At 70.0% G+C, this 23,821-nt stretch carries 24 protein-coding genes and 1 pseudogene; 6 read left to right on the top strand and 19 right to left on the bottom strand.

Features of this window, described 5'->3' with window-relative positions; all coding sequences use genetic code 11:
- Positions 1–144: 144 nt before the first annotated feature.
- The 9 genes from ACN6LM_RS23150 to ACN6LM_RS23110 form a co-directional block, all read right to left on the bottom strand.
- Positions 145–549: a hypothetical protein gene (locus ACN6LM_RS23150; protein ID WP_445067297.1), complete on the bottom strand. Its 405-nt coding sequence runs from the start codon at positions 547–549 to the stop codon at positions 145–147.
- Positions 550–655: 106 nt separating this feature from the next.
- Complete coding sequence (locus ACN6LM_RS23145) at positions 656–2,428, bottom strand: relaxase/mobilization nuclease domain-containing protein (protein ID WP_445067296.1); 1,773 nt, start codon at positions 2,426–2,428, stop codon at positions 656–658.
- Complete coding sequence (locus ACN6LM_RS23140; RefSeq protein ID WP_445067295.1) at positions 2,428–3,093, bottom strand: MobC family plasmid mobilization relaxosome protein; 666 nt, start codon at positions 3,091–3,093, stop codon at positions 2,428–2,430. The genes ACN6LM_RS23145 and ACN6LM_RS23140 overlap by 1 nt, the downstream gene beginning before the upstream one ends.
- Positions 3,090–3,314, bottom strand: coding sequence for a hypothetical protein (locus tag ACN6LM_RS23135; protein ID WP_445067294.1), 225 nt, complete (start codon positions 3,312–3,314; stop codon positions 3,090–3,092). The genes ACN6LM_RS23140 and ACN6LM_RS23135 overlap by 4 nt, the downstream gene beginning before the upstream one ends.
- A 103-nt stretch (positions 3,315–3,417) precedes the next feature.
- Positions 3,418–4,479 carry a DUF2637 domain-containing protein gene (locus ACN6LM_RS23130; protein WP_445067293.1) on the bottom strand — a complete coding sequence of 354 codons (1,062 nt, stop codon included), beginning with the start codon at positions 4,477–4,479 and terminating at the stop codon, positions 3,418–3,420.
- Positions 4,476–5,042, bottom strand: coding sequence for a WhiB family transcriptional regulator (locus ACN6LM_RS23125; protein ID WP_445067292.1), 567 nt, complete (start codon positions 5,040–5,042; stop codon positions 4,476–4,478). The genes ACN6LM_RS23130 and ACN6LM_RS23125 overlap by 4 nt, the downstream gene beginning before the upstream one ends.
- A gap of 117 nt (positions 5,043–5,159) precedes the next feature.
- Positions 5,160–5,864 (bottom strand): ATP-binding protein, encoded by a 705-nt coding sequence (locus tag ACN6LM_RS23120; RefSeq protein WP_445067291.1) that lies wholly within the window; start codon positions 5,862–5,864, stop codon positions 5,160–5,162.
- A complete protein-coding gene (locus ACN6LM_RS23115) occupies positions 5,864–6,880 on the bottom strand; it encodes a hypothetical protein (protein ID WP_445067290.1) in 1,017 nt (338 codons plus the stop codon). Before ACN6LM_RS23115 ends, ACN6LM_RS23120 begins: the two co-directional genes overlap by 1 nt.
- A gap of 1 nt (position 6,881) precedes the next feature.
- On the bottom strand, positions 6,882–7,208 hold the full coding sequence (locus tag ACN6LM_RS23110) for a transcriptional regulator (RefSeq protein WP_445067289.1): 327 nt from the start codon (positions 7,206–7,208) through the stop codon (positions 6,882–6,884).
- Between the two features lie 440 nt (positions 7,209–7,648).
- Between ACN6LM_RS23110 and ACN6LM_RS23105 the strand changes: the two genes are divergently transcribed.
- Positions 7,649–8,095 (top strand): Secondary metabolite protein, encoded by a 447-nt coding sequence (locus ACN6LM_RS23105; RefSeq protein WP_445067288.1) that lies wholly within the window; start codon positions 7,649–7,651, stop codon positions 8,093–8,095.
- Positions 8,096–8,138: 43 nt separating this feature from the next.
- Here ACN6LM_RS23105 and ACN6LM_RS23100 read toward each other — a convergent pair whose 3' ends face one another.
- A complete protein-coding gene (locus ACN6LM_RS23100) occupies positions 8,139–8,981 on the bottom strand; it encodes an MmyB family transcriptional regulator (protein WP_445067287.1) in 843 nt (280 codons plus the stop codon).
- Between the two features lie 344 nt (positions 8,982–9,325).
- Between ACN6LM_RS23100 and ACN6LM_RS23095 the strand changes: the two genes are divergently transcribed.
- The 3 genes from ACN6LM_RS23095 to ACN6LM_RS23085 are packed head-to-tail and all read left to right on the top strand — an operon-like array spanning position 9,326 to position 12,226.
- Positions 9,326–9,868, top strand: coding sequence for a regulator component (locus ACN6LM_RS23095; RefSeq protein WP_445067286.1), 543 nt, complete (start codon positions 9,326–9,328; stop codon positions 9,866–9,868).
- A gap of 20 nt (positions 9,869–9,888) precedes the next feature.
- On the top strand, positions 9,889–11,028 hold the full coding sequence (locus ACN6LM_RS23090; protein WP_445067285.1) for an MAB_1171c family putative transporter: 1,140 nt from the start codon (positions 9,889–9,891) through the stop codon (positions 11,026–11,028).
- Positions 11,029–11,047: 19 nt separating this feature from the next.
- Positions 11,048–12,226, top strand: a complete 1,179-nt coding sequence (locus tag ACN6LM_RS23085) for a cytochrome P450 family protein (RefSeq protein WP_445067284.1) — start codon at positions 11,048–11,050, stop codon at positions 12,224–12,226.
- Here the strand turns inward: ACN6LM_RS23085 and ACN6LM_RS23080 are convergent.
- The 9 genes from ACN6LM_RS23080 to ACN6LM_RS23040 all read right to left on the bottom strand — a co-directional run bounded on the left by ACN6LM_RS23080 (position 12,223) and on the right by ACN6LM_RS23040 (position 22,095).
- The gene (locus ACN6LM_RS23080) at positions 12,223–13,083 is read right to left on the bottom strand and encodes an SDR family oxidoreductase (RefSeq protein ID WP_445067283.1); all 861 of its coding nucleotides are present in this window, start codon (positions 13,081–13,083) and stop codon (positions 12,223–12,225) included. The genes ACN6LM_RS23085 and ACN6LM_RS23080 overlap by 4 nt on opposite strands.
- Positions 13,080–14,087: a thiopeptide-type bacteriocin biosynthesis protein gene (locus ACN6LM_RS23075; RefSeq protein WP_445067282.1), complete on the bottom strand. Its 1,008-nt coding sequence runs from the start codon at positions 14,085–14,087 to the stop codon at positions 13,080–13,082. Before ACN6LM_RS23075 ends, ACN6LM_RS23080 begins: the two co-directional genes overlap by 4 nt.
- The gene (locus tag ACN6LM_RS23070) at positions 14,069–15,304 is read right to left on the bottom strand and encodes a lanthionine synthetase C family protein (RefSeq protein WP_445067281.1); all 1,236 of its coding nucleotides are present in this window, start codon (positions 15,302–15,304) and stop codon (positions 14,069–14,071) included. The genes ACN6LM_RS23075 and ACN6LM_RS23070 overlap by 19 nt, the downstream gene beginning before the upstream one ends.
- The gene (locus ACN6LM_RS23065) at positions 15,301–18,366 is read right to left on the bottom strand and encodes a lantibiotic dehydratase (RefSeq protein WP_445067280.1); all 3,066 of its coding nucleotides are present in this window, start codon (positions 18,364–18,366) and stop codon (positions 15,301–15,303) included. Before ACN6LM_RS23065 ends, ACN6LM_RS23070 begins: the two co-directional genes overlap by 4 nt.
- Positions 18,367–18,460: 94 nt before the next feature.
- On the bottom strand, positions 18,461–18,658 hold the full coding sequence (gene fxlA, locus ACN6LM_RS23060) for an FxLD family lanthipeptide (protein WP_362672773.1): 198 nt from the start codon (positions 18,656–18,658) through the stop codon (positions 18,461–18,463).
- A gap of 53 nt (positions 18,659–18,711) precedes the next feature.
- Entirely contained in the window at positions 18,712–19,950 is a 1,239-nt protein-coding gene (gene fxlM, locus ACN6LM_RS23055; RefSeq protein ID WP_445067279.1) for a methyltransferase, FxLD system, read from the bottom strand.
- A 204-nt stretch (positions 19,951–20,154) separates the two neighbouring features.
- A complete protein-coding gene (locus tag ACN6LM_RS23050; protein WP_445067278.1) occupies positions 20,155–20,814 on the bottom strand; it encodes a hypothetical protein in 660 nt (219 codons plus the stop codon).
- Complete coding sequence (locus ACN6LM_RS23045) at positions 20,811–21,011, bottom strand: DUF5999 family protein (protein ID WP_445067277.1); 201 nt, start codon at positions 21,009–21,011, stop codon at positions 20,811–20,813. The genes ACN6LM_RS23050 and ACN6LM_RS23045 overlap by 4 nt, the downstream gene beginning before the upstream one ends.
- Positions 21,012–21,513: 502 nt before the next feature.
- The gene (locus ACN6LM_RS23040; RefSeq protein WP_445067276.1) at positions 21,514–22,095 is read right to left on the bottom strand and encodes a hypothetical protein; all 582 of its coding nucleotides are present in this window, start codon (positions 22,093–22,095) and stop codon (positions 21,514–21,516) included.
- Between the two features lie 181 nt (positions 22,096–22,276).
- Between ACN6LM_RS23040 and ACN6LM_RS23035 the strand changes: the two are divergent.
- A pseudogene (locus tag ACN6LM_RS23035) lies at positions 22,277–22,630 on the top strand (helix-turn-helix domain-containing protein); the annotation flags it as partial.
- Positions 22,631–22,765: 135 nt separating this feature from the next.
- Positions 22,766–23,821 (top strand): helix-turn-helix domain-containing protein (locus ACN6LM_RS23030; protein WP_445067324.1); only part of this gene is annotated, 1,056 nt, incomplete at its 3' end.

Here is a 23,821-nt window from a genome sequence, read left to right as displayed (position 1 = left end):
CAGCCTGCTCGACCGATCGACCGCTCACGGCACATTCGCCGAAGCTCAGGCTACCGACCCGGCGCACGCCAGTAGCTGAAGATCATAGAGCGGCGGCCCCGAGGGCTGGGACCCAGACGGCCGCGTATTCGTCCCTGTGTTCGCCTACTCCATGTAAGTGCCGGCGAATATGCCGTCGAACCCGAGCGCCGCCAAGCCCGCCTCGACGCTCGGGTAGGTCGTCCCGTGCGGGCCGCCGACCAAGGCGTCGAAGTCGGCGCGACTGATCTCGGGCTCGAACCACTGGTTGCCGCACCGGCAGCGGACCCAGACGTTGCGGCCGTGGTTGATGAGCAGCCAGTCGCGTCGGGCACGGCAGGCGGAGCACATCACGGGGATGCCGCCGAGAGCGAGTTGGCGTGAGTGGCCGACGCAGCGAATCGCCCCGGGTCCGTCGGCGGGCCGGGTCTCGGTCTGGAGCTGCAGCAGGGGGTCGGTACCAGTGGGGAGGACGGGCAGCGCGGGTGCCGGCTCCGTGGTTCGGGTGGTGGTTCTGAGCACGAGCGTCATCTCCCGGTTGTCGGTCCTGTCTTCATCCGTAACAGCCGGTGAAACCGACTGTCCATACATTTCGCGGCGGCCGCTCGGTCGGTGGTCGACTACCGGTTCGGCCTGGTCAGCGTCCCGGCGAGCGGCGGTTGGGGTCTTGAACAGTCCCGAGCGGTGCGGCTGCCGTCGCGTTCCGTTCGCTGGTGCGGCTGCTCGGCGTGGTGGCCTGGCGAGTGGTGGCCTGCGGACGACGGGCACCGTCGCCCGGGTGTGCCGGGAGCTGGGCGATGCGCCGCAGGCGCCAGACCAGGACGTCGTTCACGTCGTCGGCGCTGTCGAGTTCGCGCATGTCGATGGCCTGGCGCAGGAGGGCTTCGGAGTCATGGCCTGCCCGCTCTGCCTGGGCGAGGGTGGCAACCAAGGCGTCGGTCCTCGCTTCCGTGCCTCCTGCCCGTACGACCTTCTCCGGCAGGACGGCGCGAAGGGTGGCTTCGTACGTGTGGCGCTGGGCGTCAGGAAGGGCGCGGCCTTGGTCGTGTAGCACGCGCATCGGGGCGGCAGCGGCCTGCCGGTAGGCAATGCGCAGGTGCGCGGCGGCTTGTCGGGAGGCATGGGCCTGCTGGGCGTGTCCACGCGCGGAGTGCCAGCGGGCGGCGGCGAGGGTGACCAGGACGAGGGTGGATAGGAGCATGGCGGTAGTACCGCCGTCCTCGCCTCGGCCGAGCGCGCCGCCGGCCTGGACGATGCCTCGGGCGGCTGAGCGGAGAGCCCGGGTGTCGGCGCGTTCGGCGCGGACATGACTGCGGGTCGCCCGCTCGAAGGCACGAGCTGCGGCGGCCAGCTCGGCGCGGGTGGTGGCCGGTGAGGTCTGGGCCACCGCGTCGAGGAGTTCTCCTACGCCGACGAGCTGGGCGGCGGCCTCGCCATCCTCGTCGCATTCCAGGAGCGTGGCCGAGCGCTCTGCGATGACGACCACGTTGCGTCGTTGACGAGCGGGCGGTGACCAGTTCGTCCGGTCAGCGCCGACCGCGGGCGCGCTCGGCTCGGCGGCACCGTCGGTGAGGCGTAGGCGGATCTTCGGAAGGGAAAGGTCGGGGCCCAGTTTGGAGCCGGGGTACCAGACCGGGGCTCCGTCGCGGTTGCGGTCGCCGGGCAGGGCCACGTTGTAGCCGAGCGCGTCACCGGACGGAGCGTGCCGCAGCTTCACCCGCACCCCCGCCTCGCGGAGCCGCGTGAAGAACTCCTCCTCCGAATCCGCTCCCGCCACGGCTCGACGAACGGCTTCACGGAGCGTCTCGCGCGAGGTCTCCGGGCGTCCGGTGCGCTCGGCCTTGAACTTCTCAGCGCTGCTGGGATTCTTCGCTGCGGTTCCATCGCCGGCGTTCAGGCGCCGCAGACCCATCTCCTTCTCGATGCGGCGGCATTCGGCCTGGGCCTTGTTGAAGTCGTAGTTCAGGCGCGGGTTGCGCAGGTCGCCGCGTACGAGGGTGGCGACGATGTGGATGTGGTCCTCCGCGTGGCGGACGGCGATCCACCGACAGCCGTCTGGGTCTCCGGCCGGGGCGATGCCGGTGGCGTGGACGATGCGCTGGGCGACGGCGTTCCACTCCTCGTCGTCCAGCCGCCGGTCCCCGGGGGCGGTGCGGACCGAGCAGTGCCAGACGTGCTTGGCGGGCGCGCGGTCGCCGGCCTGATTGACCCGCAGGTCCAGGGCGGCGGTGAGCCGGGCGAGGGTGACCTTCGGGTCGGGGTCGAGGCCGGTGTCACGGCCGGGGTCGGGGGCGAAGCCGTCCCAGGAGCCGACGAGGTGCGCGTCAGTGTGCTCCTCGCGCCGTCCGGGGCCGTACAGGTAGACGAGGAGGCCGTGGGTACGGGAGCCGCGCCCGATGTCGGGAACCATCACAGCCGCCTTACCACCAGGTCGTTCGCCGCGTCATCGACGCGGGCGAGAAGTTCGGTCAGCGCACCCAGCGCGTGTTCGAGTTCACCGGCGCGCGGGTGGCCACCGCTGTTGAGGACGAAGGCGATCTGGTTGATGTTGTTGCCGATCCGGGCCAGCGCGGTGCGCAGAGCGGCGAGTTCGTCGATGGCGGTGTCGAGCTGTTCGTTGCTGTGCACGGCGGCGTGTCCGCGGGCGGCGCTCAGGCCGGCGGTGGCGAGGAAGCGGGCGACGGTGACGCCGCGCTGGGTGGCGGCGTCGGCGATCTCGGTCTTCTCGGTGTCGGAGAGGCGCGTGGTCGTCTTGCGGGCGCGCTCACTCGGGTTACGGCTGCGGCGGCGCGGGGTGCGGTCGGGGAAGGCGGGCGTGCTCGGGCTCGGCTGCTCGCGGTGGGCGTCGCTGTCGGCTTCTCCCCCGGTGACCGGCGCCCCCTGGTGCCGGTTGCCCGGCTGGTCCCCGAGCGCCCTCGCTCGGGGACCAGCCGGGCTTCCCTCGCCCTCCTGGGCGGGGGCAAGTGCGTACGTCGGGCCGTAGGACCGTCGTACGCGATAGCTTGCTCCGCCAGGAGCCGTGGTGGAGTCACGCTGCTGTCCAGCAGGGGTGGCCACCGGGTCGTTGGTGTTCACCGGCTCGCCTCCGGGTCCTGCTGCTGGATTTCGCGGACGAGTTCCTCGATCCAGTCCATGGCCAGGACGGGGTGGTGCAGGGTCCAGGGCCGGTCGTGCTGCTCGCGTTGCACGATCCAGGTGGTGTCGGGGCCGGACTGGGCGCGGTGGAGGTGTCCGTGCTGGTGCAGGACGGTCAGCCAGGAGTCGACTTCGGCGGCGGTTGCCGGGTGGGTACGCATCAGGTGTTCTCCGCTTCTACTGGGGCGGGGCGCCGGGCAGGCGTACGGAACGGGTGACCAGCCGGGGTGACCGTGCCGGTCACCCGCTCCGTGGGAAGTTCGATCAGGGCCGGGAGGAAGTGACCGGCTGGCGGTGCTGCTCGCGGAGCTGGGCCATCAGGGCGGTCAGGGTGTCGCTGGAGAGCGGGATCTGCTGACCGCGGATGGCCTGGGCGACCACCTTGCGGGTCAGTTTGTCCTCGGCCCTGACCGCTGACCGGGCGATCTTCAGCAGTTCCTCGGTGTCCGGGTCACGGCGACCGGGTGTCCGGGCGGCTCGGTCAGTGACCTGCGACGGGGTGACCGGCGGGGCGGTGACCGCCGCCGGGCTGTCCTGCTGGCCGGTGACCGCGGCTGCGTCGCCGGGGCGGTCAGTGACCTGCCGCGCGATGTCCGTCTGTCCCGGCAGGTCAGAGGCCCCGTGGCCCCTATCGCGGTCGCCGGTGACCGACTGGCTGTCGCCGGTCGGGGTCGTGTCCCCGGTCAGTGACCGGGCATCAGCGGCTGGCTCGGTCAGGGACAGCGGCGGCCGGCCGGTCAGGGCGGTGACCGGCTGACCGGCCGTGACCTGCCCGGTCGCTGCCTGTGGCTGACCGGCTCGGTCAGCCCGGGTGACCTCGGTGGCGTCCCCCCGGCCGGTCTGACCGAAGTGACCGGACTGACCGACGTCCTCCCGGTCACTGTTCTTGGCCTGCCCCCGGGCGATGAGGATGTAGAGGTGGACCGCTCCGGCCAGGGCCAGCGGGGCGATGGTGGACAGCACCGCGACCACCGCGTCACCGAGCCGGAGACCGGTGCCGGCGACCGCGTCCGCGTTGAGCCGCACCGCGTGGAGCGCGTTGGCCCAGATGCTGGCGGCGGTGGCCGTGCCGAAGAGCGTCCAGACGTAGAGCCGGGCGCGCAGCGGTGCGTCGCGCAGGACCAGGAGGGCGCGGACGCCGTAGGCGATGAACCCGTCGATCACCAGAGGGAAGAGGTAGGTCAGGAAGCCCCGGATGTGGATGGCGACGGCCATCTGCTGGAGGGCGTCGTACGACAGCGCGCAGCCCGCGCCCCCGAGGGCGATGACGACTGCTCGGTCCCAGCCGGAAATGTGCGCCGGCTTCGTCATGCTGGTGGTGGTCATGCGGCCGTCCCGAAGTCGTCGCGGCCCAGGCACTCACCGCTGATCTCGGCCGGCGCAGGGGGCTTCGCCGCCTGGTGGAGGTCTCGGTTGCGCAGCGCGCGGCGGGTCTCGCGGTACAGCTTCTGGGCGTGTTCCTCGGTGATCTTCAGGAGCCAGGCCAGGCGCTGCTCGCTCACCCCGTGGCGGAAGGCGGCGTGGACGACCGCGCGGCGCTCGGCTTTGCTGAGGTGGACGTCGCGGCCGGCGATGGTGTCGTTGACGCGGCTGTAGTCGAGGCGGTGGGCGATCTTCTCGTGCAGGGGCCGACGCTCCTCTTCGGTCAGTCCACCTCGGATGCCGTAGGCGTCGCTGCTCTCCAGGGCGGCGTCCAGGCAGGTACGGCGCACGGGGCACTGCCCGCACAGGGCCTTCGCGGTGGCGATCTTGACGGTCTCGTCGGGCTCCGGGAAGAAGATCTCGGGGTCCACCGCGTTGTACTCGGTGCTCTGGCAGACGGCATCGGCCTGCCAGGTGTGGTCGCCGAGCTGGCGGTGGCGGGCAGGGTTGTTCGTCGTGCGGGTCATGCGGGGTGCTCCGATCGCTCTCCGCGCGCAAGGGGCGTCGGCGGAGAGGTGCGCTGTGTCGGTAGGTGTCGGGGCCGCGTGCGGAAGGTGCGGCCCGGTGTGGCGGTCTGCGGCCGGTCAGGCGGCGGCGCTGCGGCGTCTGAGGTCGACGGGCTCGAACTCGACCCGGGTGGTCATCTGCGCGAGCCTGCTGGCGACGCGGTCGCCGAGGTAGGAGCGGAGGTCCCTGATCGCCAGGTTGGTGGTGATCAGCGTCGGAAGTTCGTAGTTGTACCTGCGGTTGATCAGCCGGTACGTCACTTCCTCGACCCACTCACTCGCCTTGGCCGCACCGAGGTCATCGAGGATCAACAGCGGGCAGCGGCTGACCGCTGCCAGCTCCCGCTCGCTGTCGACCCCGGGGCGGGGGCGGAGATCGGCGTAGAGGTCGGCAGCAGTGGTAGCGCGCCAGCGAACGCCGACCCCGCTCTGCACCAGCGCCCGGACCGCGCCGTACGCCTGGTACGTCTTGCCCGCGCCGACGACCCCGGCCATCAGCAGGCTCGGACCGGTGGCGACCTGCCGCCGGGCTCCCCTGCTCGGGGCCACCGCCGCCTCGCTGACCTCCCGGACCCAGTCCAGGACCGTGGGGTGGTCGGCGACCGCCGCCTGATACCGCGGGGGCATCCCTGCCGGCAGGGCATCGAGCGGGCGGAAGGGCTCGGGGCCGTCGGGGATCGTGGCTGCGGCCGGGTCGATGTTGCGGGCGGCCAGGATCCCGGCCACGCGCTCCAGCGTGGCTTCGTTGCCGAGGAGCTGCGGCTCGCGGTGACGGGTGCGCATCACAGCTCCTCGGCGTAGGCGGCGGCGTTGGCCGGGTTGGTCCACGCCTGATGAGCGGGCATGTTAGGCCGGTTTCCCGGCCGCGCCGAACCGCCCGGGCGGGCGTTCATCGCCTCGTTGACCATGCTGGCCAGGACGCTCGGGTGCTTCGGGTTGGCCGCGAAGTTCGCCAGCCCGGCCCGGATGTGCTCCGGCGCGATGCCCTCGCCCAGGAGCTTCTTGGTGATCCGCCCGAGCTGCCCGATCACGTCACTCGGCGGGCGCTCGCCGCACCCGGCGACGTACTCCCCGACGAGGTCCTTGGCGGAGACGCCGACTGCGGGCGCCGTGCGCCCCGTAGGGAAAGAAGATCCAGGATCCAAGATCCTAGATCCAGGCGCCGAGCCTTCGGGGAGGCTTCGGGGAAGGTTCGGGGACTCCTCGGAGAACGCGTTCTGACCTGCACTTTTAACTCCCGCCTGCCCGCGTGCGCCGATGGCGCCGCCAGCAGCCTCCTGCCGGTCGGCAGCACGCCCGTCCGCCTGGTCCGGCATCGTCGAGCCGGGCACGGCAGGCAGATCGAGGAGTCGGGGAACCCTCCCCGAGCCCTCGGCGAAGCCTCGGGGAGCAGAGGGCGAGCCCTCGACCGGCTTCGCGCAGGATCCCTTGCACGGCGCGCACCGGTCGGCGGCCTGGTGCTGCGGGCACGAGGGCAGACGCGACTGGCTCGGCTTGTCGATCTTCTGGTGCTCGGACCAGGTCATGACGTGGAGGTAGCGGCGACCGTCGCAGCCGGTGTACCGGCAGATCAGTCCGGCGTTCGCGAGCTGGTTGAGGTCGTCCTCGACGTGCACCGAGGTGTGCTCGGCGCGCAGGGGCCACAGGAGCCCCGCGATGATCGCCGCGTTGTCCCGGTGTCGACCGTGGTCGTCGGCCTGTGTGAGCAGCCCGAAGAAGGTCCTCTCGGCCGCCACGGTCACTTCGGCGAGCGACTCGGAGGTGAACGCCTCCGGCTTGATGGTTCGGATCCGAGCCATGTCAGCGGCCCCGGTCGGCGGCGACCAGGTCGCTGCGAGTAAGTGCGGCGCGCTGGATGTCGAAGGTGTGCGGCCGGGTCCAGTCCGCCTCCGGCCAGACCCGCAGGATCCAGCGGGCGGCGACCGTCGCCGTCGTCCGGCTCACCAGCAGGGCCTTCCCGCCCTCGTCCCGGATAGCGGCACCCGGGTGGGGCCACGCCCGGTTCGGGTCGGTGAGGCTGACTCGGATCGTGGCCGCGCCCGGGATCATCTCTGCGAGCTGAGCAGCGAGGCGGTGCTGTCGTCGGGTATCCGGGCAGGCTGGGTTGACGCTCGGCGTGGCGAGCATGTGATACTCCGTTGTTCGTAGGAACGCGGTGCGGCGGTTCTCGTGCAAAAGCCCCGCCGCCCGCGAGATGTGGATCGGTACCCCTCGGGGTGCCGGCCCGGTGCTCGGGAGTCGGTAGCTCCCGGGCGCCGGTCTCATCGACCCCTGTGCACCCTGCGGTCTTCATGACCCGGGCGTGCTCGTTTCCTTCCCCTCCCGACTGTTCCGACGGCTAGTGATCTCCGCCTGTGGGCACCAGGACCATAGGGCGACCCGCGGGCCAAATCCAGCTTTTATGGACCGGCCCCTACCAGCAGCGGAACACTGCAATGGATGCCCTCGATGAACAACGTACATTGCAGTTACGTCCCCTCGTCAACTGCAATGGCGAGACGTCGGGCCTGACTGACCCTGATCACCACTGAGGTGGATATGATGGCCACCATGACGGAGATCTGGAGATGACCGAATCGCGCGAGCGCACCTTCTCGGAGTTGCTCGACTACCTGTTCCGAGAGGTGCACCCGAAGGGTCGCGGCCCCTACACCTACGCGGAGGTCTCACAGGGCATCCGCGACACCTCCGGCGTGACGATCTCCGCGAGCGCCATCCAGCAGCTCCGCACCGGCACCAACTCGAACCCGAAGATGCAGACCATCCGTGCGCTGGCCGGCTTCTTCGGCGTGAACCCGGGCTACTTCTTCGACGAAGAGGAAGCAGAGCGCCAGCGTGCCGAGATCCAGTTGGTCGCCGCCATGCGCGACCAGGGGGTACGCCGGGTCGCGCTGCGCGCGAACGGTCTCAGCGCTTCGAGTCTGAGCATGGTGAACACCGTGATCGACCAGGCCCGACGGCTGGAAGGAATGCCCGACGAGGCGGACACGTCGGGACTGCTCGACGACAAGTAAAGGACTTGGCCGCACACAGAGCAGCGCGCACCGCTCCCGTCGATCACGTCTCGTCAGGTTCAGAGTCTGCTTCCATCAGCACGATCACCCGGAGACGGTCGCTGCGCATGGGCCGCAGGGCCATGATCCGCACGCCGACTTCTCGTCCCCGATGGTGGGGAAGTCGAAGCCTGCGCAGGTCTCCGTCGGCGTGTTCGACCACCTCGCGGCGGTCCCACATCCGCCGCGCGGCCGGGGAATTTGTGAGGATGTCGCGCTCCAACTGCCGCAGCGCTTCGTGGTCCGGATGGCGGGCGCGCTCGTAGCGGATCTGGCCGAGGTAGGAGCGAGCCCAGTCCTGCTCCCAGTTCACGAGCTGCTCGCGGGCCTCCGGACTCAGGAACGCCCACCGCATTTGATTCGCCTGGTGAGCCGCCCACGGAAACCAGTCCAGCAGCGGCTCGTTGTAGCCGATCACGTTCCAGGCCAGGTCCGTCACGAAGGTGGGATCGGGGGCCTGGCCGTCAAGAAACCGCTGCAGCACCTTGTCCATCTCCGCCGCCGCATCAGCCTCCGGAACTGCGGCGACCACGGGCAGATGGCCCACCGCCATCAGGTACAGGGCGTCGCGCTCGGCGCGGCTCAGCCACAGCACCGACGCGAGTCGGTCGAGGAAACCAGCGGAGTACTTGGCTTCCATGCCCCGCTCCAGCGCCCCGTACCAGCGTTCACTCACCCCGGTCAGCCGAGCCACGTCACGCTGCGTCAGGCCCTTCGCCCTACGGCCTGGAGAGGCCAGTGCGGGGATTTCGCCGGGATTCACCCGCCGCCGCCACGATCGCAGCAGCTCAGGCAGCGAGTCGCCGCCACCTTCGTCATCCACAAACCGCCCGCCCCGCGCCTCCATGAGGGCGACCCTAGGACGCGCCCACTGGGTGACATGCGCCATAGGGAGCTCAACCTCCCATCCGGTCGATCATGGTTCAGTCATTCAGCGTAGCCAGACATAACGGGTAATCAAGCAATCAACTACCCAGAGTGCGGACCACTTCGCGCCTGCCTCACCGGCCCCTACGTTTGCGGCCGGTGGCGAGGAGGGGTGCGACGGGGGAGGCACACCCCCTCTGCCAGTCACCACGTGTAATCGGAACTGCCAATTCCAGGAAGCGTGAGTTCCTGCCTTCTCTTGGCATCCTCGGGGCTTCCGTCCACTCACAAGTTGATGCACCGCCGAGGCGGAAGGGGAGCACCGTGTCCTTGCCAGAAGTCGACACGCGTCGACTGCGCGCATCGTGCGAGGAGCAGATCGACCTCCTACGTCTGCCGTACCGATTCACCACCCGCCAGTTGAGCGAGGCCATAGCCGAGCTCCGCGGGAAGCCCATAGTCCTGCAGCCGTTGAGCACGCTCGGCGCGGTCGATGCGCCGTGCGGCATGAGAATCGAGACCCCGGACGCCGATCTCCTCTTCTACGAGGAGGGCACGTCCGCCCACCACCAGCGACACATCCTCACGCACGAGCTGTGCCACGTGTACTGCGATCATCCGGGAAGCCTGGAGGTCAACGCGGACACGGCCCGCTCCCTGGGCGTCAACCCGACGCTGGTGATGCGTATGTCCGGGCGAACGAGTTACTCGACTGCCGACGAGCGCGAGGCGGAGATGATGGCGACGGTCATCCGCCAACGCATCTACCGCGACCGCGAGGCCCCTTCGCGCTGCCCCCAGAGGGGCCCGGAGAGCTGGGAAGCCCTCTTCGCCCAGCCCATCAGGAGAGGCCGCTTCCGCGCATGACGAATGCTGTCTTCCTCGGGATGGCCTTGCTGCTCGCGTCGGTAGCCGGCTACTGGGTGCTCGGACGCGGAACGCCCCGTCCGACCGGTACGTCGGCCATGGGCGCGCTTCTCGGCTCCTTCTCCATGGCCTTCGCCACCTATACGCCGCTGCTCAGAAGCATCGCGGAGTCGATCGTGCCGCACGTCGGCCGACTGCTGAGTAACTGCGCTTCTCTGGGTGCCGCCGCAGCGGTCCTGGCCGTTTCCTTCCAGCTCAACCTCGAACCCTACGAGGCGCAGCGGCGCATCAGGGTCCGTCTCGCCCTCCTCGGCGCGTCGGTCGTCACCATGACCGCACTGTTCGCCTACGAGCAGTTGGCAGGTCGTTCTCCACAGGTCTACGCGCTCTATCTACTCCCGTACATCTCCTTCCTCGGGTTCTCCGTGGTCGACTTCCTGATGCAGGCCGTACGCCAGTCGAAGGCGACTCGGCGCGTCAGCATCCGGGTCGGGTTGCGGGTGGCGGCGGCAGGCTGCGTTTTCGCTCTCGTCTACGTCGTCTACAAGGTGACACGCATCGTCGGCCTCGGTCTGGGGCTGGGAGACGAAACGCACGCGCAGTGCTCATCGCTCGTGACCTCGACGTGCGCCTTCAGCGTCACCTCGCCAGCACTCGCCGTCCTGCTGATCTGCCTCGGCCTCACGTGGCCCGCTGTCCTCTACCCGATCAACCAAGCCCGCCGCCGCCGCTGGGAAACCCGGTCCTTCGAGACGCTCCGCCCCCTCTGGCAGGACCTGTCGGCCGCGATGCCGCAGATCGTCCTGTCGCCGGCAGAGGTCGTCGAAGGCATCTCCGACGACTCCGACTTCCGGCTGCAGCGGCGCGTCATCGAGATCAGCGACGGCATCCTCGCCCTACGGCCGTACCGATCGCGCAGGGTGCAGGAGAACGCGGCGTCGAACTTCCGCACTTCTACCGAGCAGGGCGCCGCCGCCGTGGAGGCGGCTGTCGTACGAGCTGCGCTGGCGGACTCGAAGGCCGGCCGGTACGCGGACGAAGTTGCACCGCAGTCGGTAGACGCCGCCCGCGAGGATCTTCGGGCCGACACGCAGTGGCTCCTCCTGGTGGCCGACGCCTACGCCCGCGTCGAGCGTGTCGGCGTCGACGGCCGGCCATGAACGATTGGAACCTGAAGACATGACCGACCCGACTCAGGACCCCCGCTTTCACCAAGATCCCTACCCCACTTACTCGGCCATGCGCTCGGCATGCGCCGTACAGGCCGTACCCAGCGGATCCGGCGGGCGCCTCAGCTACCTGGTCACCGGATACGCCGAAGCCAGGGAAGCGCTCGCCGACTCCCGGCTCTCGAAGGACACCGCCGCGTTCTTCGCGGGCAAGGAATCAAAGCGGCGCCTCCACCCCGCTGTGGCGCACAACATGCTGTCGAGCGACCCGCCCGAGCACACCCGGCTGCGCAAACTGGTCACCAGGGCGTTCACGACCGGGGCTGTCGCGGAACTGCGCCCGTTCATCGCCAGGGTCACCGACGACCTGCTGGACCAGTGGCCTGTCGGTGAGCCCTTCGACTTCGTGACCGGCTTGGCCGTCCCGCTACCCGTCATCGTGATCTGCGAACTGCTCGGAGTACCTGAGGAAGACCGGCCCGACATCCGGCGCTGGTCCGGCGAACTCTTCGCGGCGGGACAGCCGGAGGTCATCGACGCCGCCTCGCACTCCTTGGCCGACTACATGGCAGACCTCATCGCCGCCAAGCGCCGACGCCCCGGCAGCTCGCTCCTCGACGGCCTGATCTCGGCCCGCGACGGCCACGACCGGCTCAGTGAGGAGGAACTGGTCTCCCTCGCGGTGCTCCTGCTCGTGGCCGGCCACGAGACCACCACCAACTTCCTCGGTAACGCAGCCCTGTCCCTGCTCCAGCATCCGACCGAACTCGACCGCCTCCGCCAGAACCCGGACGACATCCCTGCGGTGCTGGACGAGTTGCTTCGATTCGACTCCCCCGTCAGCACGGCCACCTTCCGGTACACCACCGAGGCCATCACGCTCGACGGCACCGACATCCCGGCAGGCGCACCGGTCCTGGTCGCCCTCGGAGCCGCCAACCGCGACCCGGAACGGTTCCCGTCACCGGACCAGCTCGATGCGAACCGGGACGCTGCCGGCCATCTCTCCTTCGGGCACGGTATCCACCGCTGTGTCGGCGCTCCACTGGCCAAGGCCGAAGCCGAACTCGCGCTGCGCGCGGTACTGACACGATTCCCGGGCCTCCGGCTAGCCGTACCACCCGACCAACTCCAGTGGCGGCGCACCCGACTTGTACGCGGGCTGACCTCGCTTCCCGTCTCGGGCTAGTCGGTATGGGAAGGGCCTGACGCTTCCTCGTACGACCCGAGGAATTCACGCGCGCCGCGCAAGCGGGTGCGCAGGGAATCCTGGGTTCTCCGACTGTCGAGGCGCACGTCGAGGGCGCCGGGAGCCGTGTCCTGGGCTCGCAGGCCGGCAGGCAGCTGTGAAGCGTCCAGGCCATCGCGCCGTGCGATGAGGACACCGAGCTCGTGGCGGCTGACAGCGTCGGCCCCTGCTGCGTGATGGACTCCTGCGGCGCCGCTCTCCGCGAGCTCGAGTAGCGCGGCAGCCAGGTCCGAGACGTGGACCGGGCAGCGGATGTCATCGGTGAACAGGACCCCGTCGGTGATGCCGGCGGCGAGCTGGTGCACCAATTGCTCGTGCACGGAACGGCCGTGCCCGATGATCAGGGAGGTGCGGACGACGGCGGCCTCCGGGTGCACCGCGAGAACGCCGGTCTCCGCAGCGGCCTTGGCAGCGCCGTAGGGGGTGATGGGGTCCGGCAGACAGTTTTCGTCGTAACGGGACCGGCTGATACCGGAGAACACCGCGTCGGTGGACACCTGCACGAGGTGGCTGCCGTGCCCCTTAGCGATCATCGCCAGGCGGACGGGCGCCTCCGCCGTCGTCGCCCAGTCGGCACCTCCGCTCGATGCGTTGATGATCAGACGCGGGCGTACCTCGGCCGTGGCCACGGCCGTGCGCTCCGGATCTCGCAGGTCAACGCGGTACCACACAGTGTCGGAGGTGGCCGCCGGTGCGGTCGCGTGGTAGGTCGCGACCGTGCGGTGCCCGGCCGCTCTCGCCTGCCTGATGAGCTCGGTCCCCAGGAACCCACTGCCGCCGATGATGAGTGTCGTCATGTGTCCTGGCCCTCCTGGTGATCGACGCCGTGCAGGATGGCCGCTCGGGCTGCCCAGGCCAGGATGCTCTGCCCGCGCATGGACAGGCCGAGCCGGTTCCAGTGGAAGATCACGTGGTAGCTGAGCACCTGCCGTAGCCCGCGGTCGAGCGTTCCGTCCTGGACACCGCGGGCAAGGGCCTGGCCGGTGTTACGGAAGGCGGCGGCCCATTCGGCAGCGGGTCCCAGAGCGCCCCCGGGGCGCAGCAAGGCGTCGATGTCGGCGAGCAGCAGGGGGTGGATCTGCTGCGCTCTGGCGTTGAGTTGTTCTGCCGGGACCTCGCTGATGGCCGAGCGGTGTTCCGTCGTGATGACGCGGTCCCAGACGTCGCCCTGTTCGTACCACTCCAGCCGGGCGGCGCGCATCATGATCGTGCACAGGAGAACGGACAGTTCCCTGGGCCCGACGGTGAGGCCGCCGCGCCGGCGCGACTGCTGGATCTCGCGGCTGTCGGTGATGAACAGGGCGTGTGCGACATCCATGCTGGTCTTCCCTCCGAACGCTGGAGTCTCCGGTTCGTAGATGCCGGGCCACCAGCGCTTGAGGTGTCCTTCGGTAACGAGGCGGTCGAGGGCGTCCCCGATGGTCAGCTTGGCGCCGACCGCGGGCTGGATTCGGAGGCGTAGACGCCAGCACGGATACTTTCTGGTGTACCACCAGCCGTTGATCGCTCCGGCGGTCTCCGCCTCATGCAGGATGGGCAGGATGTGGGTGGTGAAGGTGGTGTCGGCGTTCGGCAGGTCGGTGAAGTGGAGGTACGCCTGCCACCAGTCGGTGGTGGCCGCGTGTCGGGCCAGCGCTTCCCGGCCGGCCTGGTCGTAGACCGCGACCGCGTCGGAGAGGACCACGGGGTCCATCCGGTACTGCTGCGCCGCGACGGTGATCGAGAGACCGGTGAGGACTGCGAGGACGGCGTGCTGCGTGGGGCTCGGTTCGGTCGCCTGGGTCAGTTGATCAAGAGACATGCGTCCCATCCAGTGCTCGGCGCCTGCTGCGAGGCGAAGGTGGTGAGGGCGAGGGCGGTGCCGGCCGCACCATTGATCAGCCCGGGAGCCTGGAGCCTGCCCGGCTCACTCGGAGCGGCGAGGGCGTCGCCGAGGCTGTCCGGGAGGGTGCGCAGCCGCGGGTCGAGCGCGTCCGCTGCTGCGCGGTGTGCGGTCTGGTAGATGCCCGCCCATCCGTGACACAGGCCGGTGTCGGTGACGAGGGCGAGTTGCGCAGGGTCGGTCAAGGCGCGGTACAGGGCGTCCTCGTAGAACCTCTGGAGCGTGGGTGAGCGCAGGGCGATCCCGGCGAGCTGGCCGGCACGCGCGATGCCTGTCGTGCCGTAGCACCAGCTCGGGCGTGTGGGTGCGTCGTGGTGGGGGTGCCTTCGGTCGAGGTCGCGCCGCGAGATGTGCTCGGGCCACCAGGGGCCGGAATCGCCGTACTGGCACCAGGAGTCGAGGTGGGCGCAGATGGTGAACATCGCGTCCTGGTGGCCGTTGACGGTGATGCCGCGGCGCAGGGCTTGGGCCAGGAGGAGGAGCGGTCCGGTGATGCCGTGTGCGGCGCCGAAGTTGCCGTGTCCACCGGGGAAGTGCGGGGACTCGCCGCGGCCGGGGTCGTGGTGGACCCACCAGCCGGGCAGCCCGCGACCGGCGGGTGCGAGCGGCCGGGTCAGGGCGACGAGGTACTGCAGGACGCGCTTCAGGGCTGGGCCTTCGGGCTCGGTGCGCAGGAGGTAGGCACCCATCCCTGTGAGGCCGTAGAGGAGGTCGTACTCCGCGAAGTTCGGCAGGTCTCCCCTGTCGATGCGAGCGAGTGCGGCGTTCACACGGCGGTGGGCGAGCTCGGTGATGTGCTGGTGCAGGGTCGTGCGTGCCGAGGCGTACAGGTGCTGGTAGGCCGGAGGAACGGTGGTGAGGACGAAGCCGACGGCCGGGGCGCCGAGGAACAGGCCCGTCTGATCGGCCGCGCTGATGGGGCCGGTAGTCGCGTTCGTGATCCATCGGTGGGCGGAGCGCCAGGGCCCGCCGTGCCGGCTGGCCATTTCGATATGCAGCAGGCTGATTCCAGCGGCGCCGTCCGCGAGCGACTGCACCGCCCAGGGCTCCTCTACGGGAGGGGGCTGGGGTTCCGCCAAGTGGGCGGTGTACTGCTCCAAGGTCACTGCGGCGGTGGTGACGGTCGGCGGGTTCACCGGTCCGCCATCCGGTGCTGGAGGGCGGCGGTCCGTACGAGCCGGATCGTGGTCTCCTCGGCGCGCGGGTCGACGCCCAGGGCCCGGACGTGGTGCTGGTGCAGGAGTGACCGGGCGACGTCGAGCGGATCCCGCTCCTCGGCCAAGGTTGTCCGGTAGGCGTCCACAGCGGCGGCGCGGGCCCGCCACGCTTCGGCGACCGCAGGGCCGCCGGGCAGGGCCGCGAGCGCGGAGGCGCCGTTCGGCGCGGCGAGTTCGAGCACCTGGGTGCGCAGGGCCCGGTCCAGTCGCCCCGTGCCCTGGGAGAGGTTGCGCACCAGCCACTCTTCGGCTGCCGTGGTGTCCGGTGCCAGAGGGGTGACGAGGCGCAGGGCGCTGGCTGCGGCGAGAGCCTGCGGGGCGACAGCGTCGGTGCGCTCGGTGAGTTGGATCTGCGCGAGGGCGGCGATGGAGTCCGCTGCGAACACTTCGTGCACGGCGTCCATGGCCGGCCCGGCGCCGAAGCGCCCGGTCTGCGGCTGGTAGGGAGCCAGGACGAGCCCGGCCGCCAGACCGGCCCCGTGTAGGCCGTCCGCCCACCTGCGGACGTGCTGGGCGGCTGCCCCGTACGCGTCCGGTGGCAGGTGCAGCGTGAGGTCGAGGTGCTGATCGGCGTCCGGGCGGGCCATCTCCCGGTGCCGGGTGAACCACCACAGCGGAGGAGTATCACCGAACGCGGCAAGGAGGGTGGGCAGGTGGCGGCTCAGGATCTCGTCGTAGCGGCGCGGGTGGGCGTGGAGCTGCGCGAACAGGACGTCCCCGGCACCCGGAAAGTGCCGCACTGGGGCCGACACCGCAGCGGCGCGCGGCCGGGGCACCGCGACGGGGTCCGGCTCCGGCCGGGCCAGGGAGAGCCAGATCTCGTGCGCCCGTCCGATCCAGCCGTGGGCCTCCGGGTCCGGGACCTCGCGCAGCTCCAGGCGCCGGGTGTTGTCGAGGTGGGCGCGCAGGACCCGGCGGTGGACCGGGTGGGACAGGTCGAGAGGGAGGCGCTGGTCGTACTCGATCATGGCGACCTGCTTTGGGGCCCGCAGCCGGTCCCGCCAAGCGGCGAAGGCGCTCTCCCACTCCTCGGTCGAGGCTTTGCGGCCGGGCAGGTCGTCGGCCATCAGAAGCCATCGGGCCTGCGTGAGGATGGTGCGGCGGTAGCGCACGCGCGGGAGGAACGGGAGACGCGAACCGGCACCGAAGTCGAACGGCTTGTAGGCGGCGTACCGCCCGTTGGCCACCTCAGCGAGGAACCGGGCCAGTGGCGGAGTCTGGGTCCCGCCTTCCAGAGCGTGCAGGACCCGCACGTCGATGCGCCGGCCGGTGGAGAGCTGTACGAGGTGGAAGCTGCGCGGGTCCGCGGTGACGGCGATGTCGGCGAGCGGGACCGTCGTCGTGTCCATCTTCTGGTGGCCGGACAGCTCGATGACGTGGGGCAGCAGCCGCGGGGTGCGGGTGACGTTCTCGTTGCGGTGGCGGCGCGGCGGGAACACGAGCTGCGCCGTGAGGCCGTCCGGCGCTCCGTGGCACGTGGCGGCGAGCGCGTCCTGCTGGTCGGGCGGCAGGACGTGGGCGAACCGGCCGGCCATGCTGCTGCCGGGGCGGGGAACCGCGGTAAGCAGGATGTCGAAGGTGCCGCTGGACAGTGCCCGGGTGCTGGGTGAGTGGACCTCGAAGGCGACTTCCACCCGGGGCACGAACAGCCGCTCGTCCTTCCCGGCGGCCTTCTCCAGGGCGTCGATCACGCCGTCCGTCAGCCGTAGTTCACGGCCGCCGTCCAAGAGGACCTGTTGCGTCAGCGCGAGCAGCAGTTCGTCGCGGTCGGTGCGCACCTTCAGGGCGGCGCCGCGTTCGGAGCCCACGTACCCGGCGGGCAGGCCCAGGCCGCTGTCGGCGACCAGGTCCATGACCGGCACCAGGGCGCCGACTCCGTACCGGGCCCGGAAGCGGCGGTGGTAGTCGCGCCAGTGCTGGTAGCCGTAGGGCTGCGGTGTGGTCCGGTAGAGGGCCGACACGGCTGCCTGCACTTCCGCGACAACGGTCTGCGGGAGCTCGGTCTCGCAGTCGAGGGCGGTGTCAATGAGCAGAGGTGTCGGGGTGACGGTGGTGAGAGCGCGCATCCGTGCGGCGATGGCGCTCACGCTGGTGTCGGAGAGGGTCGGCTGGTGGGCGGACAGATCGTCGTGCAGCGCGTACAGCTCATGGACCAGGTCGCGCACCTCGGGGAGGTCGTCCGCCTGGAGCCGGTCCAGCTCCCGGCACAAGTGCTGGAAGGCGTCCACGGTGGTCATGGGCGCCCACAGGCTGATAAGGAGGAACCGCTGCTCGACCAGGCTGGTGAGAACGGCGTCGATCTTCTCCGGTGCGGCCTGGGGGAAACAGTCTCGCAGGTGGGTGTGGAGGTCGCCGTACGGGATGGGAGTGCGGGCCGCGTCAAAGGCGGCGGCTACCGGCCGCGTGTTGCGTACGGATATCTCGACAGGGGCCAGGAGGACGGCGTGACCATCCGAGGGCGGGCCCGGGGCAACGAGCCGATCGCCCCGCGTACGGGCGACGTTGTTGGCGACCAGCGGTAACCGCTTCAACAACGCGGGAGTGCGCTGGAGGCGGAGCACCATGTCGGTGACCCATTCGGCGTCCGGCCGGATCAGCACGCGGTGCTTGTCACGCCAACGCGCCCTCGCCCGAGGCCCGACCGACACCGGAGCGACCCCGGCGAACAGGCCGTGCGGGGTCGGCCTGTGCTGCGACCGCAGGAGGTAGGCGACGGTCGACAGTGCAGTGCGGCGGACGTGACGGGGCTCGGTCTGCCTGCCCTGTACGACGGCCTCGATTGCGTCGGACAGGACCGGGGAGGCCGGCTCCAACGCGCTGCGGAAGTCCTCGCGCTGCCAGATGCGGTCCAGCCACCCGCGGGTGGCGGTCGCGTTGTCCAGGTCGAGGGTGAGGGGGATGTCTGCCGGCCCGGGGCTGGTGGTGGCGCGCAGCATCGCAACGCCTTGCCACAGGTATCCGGCGGCTGCTCGGGAAGCCATGAGGCCCTTCCTTCTGGCGGCGCGGGGAGTGGAGAGGGGCCCGGGGGGTGGGCGAAACACTTCGCCCGGCCCACGGGTGCGGGGTTGGCCTGGATCAGGCCGGGTCCTCGGTGAAGGAGCCGCAGGCGGAGGCACCGGTCGCGCAGGTGGTGCCGCAGCCGTCGCCCGTCTGGCACATGAGGTGGCCGTACGAGTGCTCGGCGATGACGACCTTCACGTCCAGGGGCGCGAAGTCGTCGTCCAGGTCCGCCGCCGGCGTGACCGGGAGCGGGGCGAGGGTGGCGCTCGTCATGATGTGTGCCCTTCTTCCTGTTGGGGTGGTGCGGGATGACCTGGTCTTCGGGCTTACGCTGAGGGCCAGGAGAGCGAGATCCGGCTGTGCACCTTGTCGATGACCCGGTCGGCCGGGATCTGCTCGTCGGGGGTGCCGGCCGGATGGACCCGGATGACCGGGCTGGGGCCGCCGCGCCGGTTGGCCTCCCAGTCGCGGAGCACTCCGGTGATCTTGTCGGCGAACTGCTCCGCGTGCGGGCCGAGGGCGTGCACCCCGTACTCCAGGTGCTTGTTGTCCTCGGTGCGGCGGGTGACGAGGTAGGCGAAGGTGTCGTCCTCGACGGCCGCGAGCGCGAACCGCTTGTTCACGGGGTCGACCACGCCCGTGTCCGCGTTCTCGTCGACGGCCATCGTGCAGAAGCCCGGCAGGCTCATCGCCATCGCCATCTGGAGGGTGTCGATGAGCTCCTGGATGCGGACGGTGACCCCGGTCCACAGTTCGTGGCGCGGGTACGTGACGGCGTTGTCCAGCCGGTGCGGGTCGACGGGCAGGCCGTCATCGAACTTGAGCCCGATCTCCGGGGTGCCGTTGACGAGGAGGAGTTCCTCCCGGTGGGCGGTGGAGCCCTGCATCGGGACGAAGCCGCAGATCTTCGCCGTCTCGCTCTCCAGGTAGGGGCCATGCTCGCCCTTGACCTGGATGAAGGAGACCGACCGGGTCAGGCCGCGCAACCGCAGCGGGACGACGAGGCGGCCGCCCTCCTTGAGCTGGGCGGTCCAGGCCGGGGAGACGTCCCAGGCCCCGGCGGTCACCATCACGACGTCGACCTCGCCGAGGTCCGGAATGGGCTCGGCGGCGTCCGCGGTGACGACGTGCACCCGGCCGTAGCCGTGCTCGTCAAGGAGTCGACGCGCACGGCCGGTCACGACGGGGTCGATGTCCACGGTGACGACTTCACCGTCCTCACCGACGAGTTCGGCGAGGTAGGCGGCGTTCAGCCCGCCCGAGCCGATCTCCAGGACCCGCATCCCAGTCTTCACCTGGGCCTGTTCCAGCATCATGGCCTGGATCTGCGGCGCGGAGACGGAGCTGAGCTGCACACCGTGCTCGTCGGTCTTGGTGATCACGGCGGCGTACGTGTCGTACGCCTTGTCCAGCGGGGTATCGGCGGGGGTGAACTCGTGCCGAGGCACCTTGCGCATCACGGCTTCGACCTCCGGAGAGGTGATGTTGCCGTCCGCGCACAACTCGTCCATCACCTTGTTCCGCATACGGGTCGCCTCGTCGGGCTCGACGGTCGTGTTCGTCATGGACTTCCTTCGGTCGTTCGTGTTCAGGGGGATGAATCGGTGGCGCGTGCCGGCGGGCCGGGAGGCTGTCGGCGCACGCTCCCTGTTCCGGGCAGGCCGCCGAAGGCCGGCGGTTTCCTACTGGCCGGCGCACAAGATCTCTGGCGCCGGTGGTGAGCCGCCCGGCGGTCCTGTCCGTAGCGCTCAGGACTGCCGGGCGGCCGTCTAGGCGGCAGACACGAGATCGTCCAGATCGACGACCTCGTAGTCCCCGAGCTCGCATATGAGTTGGCTCGCCAGGAACCAGCCCAGTTGGGGGTGCCCGTAGGCCGTGGGCGTGTCGTCGGCGGGTAGCGGTGCCAGGCCCGTAGCGGTGAGGTGGTACCGGGTGCCGATGACTCCCCACGGCGAGGTCGCCCGTGCGCGGAAGGCAACGTGCCCCTTCCGCAGGTGCGGGCACAGTTCTACGGCCGACCTCAGGTGCTTCGGGCACACCGGCGGCTGGGCCGTCCTCACCGGTTCTCCGACACCGTGGGACTCGTCTTCCGCTCGCCCGGAGAGGAAGATGTATCCCCGGTCGGTCTCGGCCGGGCAGAAGCCGATCTGGCACCGGAGCTGCTCCATCGCCTCCCGCTGCCTGCTGGAGTTGACCAAGCGCCACTGCGGCTTGCCCGCCGGCCTCCCTGAGGCGTTCAGCGACTGTGAGCAACGCGCCCACAGTTCACCGTGTGGCCCTCGGTCCGCAGCGGTCTCCTCCCGGTAGGCGAGCCGTACGGCGCCGAAGGCGTTCACGCTCAGCGCGAGTTCCGACTCCAACCCGCCGTACTCGCCCTCTCGCTGGGTGATGTACGGGACGAGCCGGGGTGCGGCGCTGGTCCGCTTCATGCCGCTGCCCTCGCCAGGTCGACGGCCCGCAGCGGGGCGATGACCCGGCCGTCGGGGAGGAGTTCGCCGGTGTCCTCGAAGAGAAGCACGCCGTTGCACAGCAGGCTCCAGCCCTGCTCGGGCCGATGCGCGCGGAGCCGCGCGGCCTCCCTGTCGGGAGCCTCAGCCGTGGGGCACGGCGGGTTGTGCGCACACATGGTGCTCGTCCTCTCAGGTGGGAAGTTTGGCCCTCTTCGGCCGGCTACTGCCGTGGGGGAACACGGTTCCGGTACGGCCGAAGAGGGGGACTTGTGGCACCGCCCCGTAAACGCCGCCAAGGCTGTTTCGTTGTAACCGTAGAAGCGCCCTAGGGTGACGGCAGTGCGGTCGCCCTCGTACGTGAGTGGTCTCTCTCCCCCACTCGACAACGAAGCACATATCCGGGCGAGACGACCACTGCACGCGCAGGTCTCATTGATTGCGGTCATGCCCCGCCCTGCGGGTCACCCGCAGGCACGATGCAAAGTCGAGTCCGACCTCACGGAGCGGCAGGAAACGTAATGCCTGATCGGCGTATCCCTCGAACGTAAAGACGACCTCCGATCAGGCGGATCGGTAGGCGGTGACGAGCAAGGCGAACACGATGACGACCAGGAGAACCTGAGCACTGGCCTGTCTCCAGCCCCAGCCCTTCGCATCCATCCACCGCAACGGTCGCCTTCAAGTCGGACCGGGCAGCTCCTCCGGGATCACGAGGTGGATGAACGCCTTGTACCGCTCACCCAGCTCCTTGATCACGGCGCGGTACTCGTCGTCATCGGAGCTGATGTTATGCCGGTCCAGGACGATCACGCCGTCCGCGAAGCCGCCTCGGATCAGTCGCTCAACCTCCCCCCAGCCAGGGCGCGTCCAGGGCGATGTGTAGACGCCACGGCCAGCACCCGAGCCAGGGAGGTACGTCGTGGCCACGGGAACGGCCACGTCGTGAAACCTCGCTCCCATTGCGTAGCCATGCTGCTCGGCCTCGGCCCGGAGGGTGTTCCAGTCCTCGTCCGGGGTGGCACTCCTGCTCGTCATCAAGCTGTACGCCAGCACCCTCAGACGGCGATCACCAGAGCGGCGGTCGCGCCTTTCGGTCGCCTCGCGACAGAACTGCTGACGGAGCCGGACGAACTCGCCTCTGCGTGCCGGACGCTCCAGCGGGGCGGGGTCGCGGTGCCTCTCCTGGGTTCGAACGGTGTCGGTGTCCGTTCGGTCCCGGGATCCCATCAGGCTGATCTGTGGACCGGAGACGGCGATCATGTCGCCCAGGCTTCTACTTGTCTTCATGGTCGCCTTCCCCTAGATCGCGCTCAGCCCGCGCAGGGCTCATCCGACGGTTGCGCAATGCGTTCACGCCGACCGACCACTACGTTCGCCACTGACGTGAATCAGGTCCGTGTCAGGCGCCGTTCGGATACCGTGTGATCAGCTCGTACCGACGATGAAAGCGGTACGGAAGCCCCATGGACAGGCCCTGGATGGAGCCCCACACGCTGGCTCCGCAGGCCCCATGGAGAGCCACCCGTGTCGCTGGCTCGACCGCGGGCGAACGAAAGTCCACGGTGGAGGAGGAAGCGTGGGGCAGCAGCCGAACGAGCTGACTCCGGACGCCGGCCCATGGCACCGCTGGGGTTACGAGTTACGCCAGTTCCGCGAGGCCCGTCTGCTCTCGCAGCAGGCTCTGGCTCGCAGGGCCTTGATCGACCGTGCACATCTCGGGCGCTTCGAGCGCGCTGAGCGCCCCGTCCCGAAGCACGCGGCCATCGCTCTCGATGATGCCCTTGATGCCGCCGGCGCATTGGTTCGTGGCTGGGAAAACGCGGAGCGCGAGGCTCCCCAGGACTGCCCCGCCCCGGTGTCCAGGGCCGGAACAGCGATTTATGGGGCCAGTACACGGGGCCATGGGGCCAGCGCCCCGGAGACCCTGGCCATGAGCGCGGTCGTGCGGGCAGGCTCTCTCGCAGACGACACGGACACGGTCGTCGTCCCCGCCCGCATCCACGGAAGGATCCTCTTCGTGCCCGTGCCCCGCCGCGCTGTTCTCGCCTCAGGGATCGCCGGCCTGGCTGCGACAGCCATGTCGGCCACGGCGCCGGCGGCTACCACCGAACTCGCCGACATGGGGTCTCCCCTCGAGCACTTCACGCAACTCCGCCGGGTGATGATCCAGACCGACAACCTCATCGGCCCCCGGCACGTGTTGCCCGCCCTGCAACAACACCTCGTCTCCCTAGCCACGAGACGCCGAGCCGCTCGTGGCAGCAACGCCATAAAGCTTCTCGCCCTGGAAACGCGATACGAAGAGCTGGCGGGCTGGTTCGCCCAGGACATCGGCGACGAGCGCACCGCCCACGGCCACACCGCGAAAGCACTGGACGCTTCCCACATCACCGGTGACACCGATCTCACCGCGTACATCCTCGGCCGTAAGGCCCAGCTCGCCGTCGACACCGGTCATCCTGCCGACGCTCTCGGCCTCGCTGCAGCCGCCCGACGCACCGCCCGGCCCGGAAGCCGTCTCGAAGTCATCGCCGTTCTGCACGAGGCCCACGCGCATGCCGTACTCGGTGAAGGCGGCGAAGCCCAAAGGGCTTACGACACCGCGCTGGCTCTTCTCGGTCGCGCGGGCTCCGATGGCGTCTGGGGCTCCTGGCTCGATGCGGCGTATATCAGCACCGCCCGAGCCCGCTCCCTCGCCGCGCTCGGCGAGTACGAGCAGGCTGCAGCGGGCTTCGACGGCGCCCTCGCAGTGCTCCCGCCCGCATATCGCCGGGACCGCGGTGTCTACCTCGCTCGCGCTGCACGTGCCCACGCGGGCACAGGCAACGTGGCCCTCGCTGCCCGAATCGGCGGGCAGGCCGTCGGGATCGCCGCAGAGACCGGATCCGCGCGCATCTTCGGGCAGCTCGACCGGCTCGACCAGGCACTGGCCCCCGCAACCGGCGAGGACGGCGTCGCCGAGTTCCGAGCCTCACTCGACCGCATC

Source organism: Streptomyces sp. SAS_281 (genome assembly GCF_052542855.1).
Note: the sequence above shows the minus strand (reverse complement) of the source record. Positions and strands in the feature narration are given on the sequence as shown.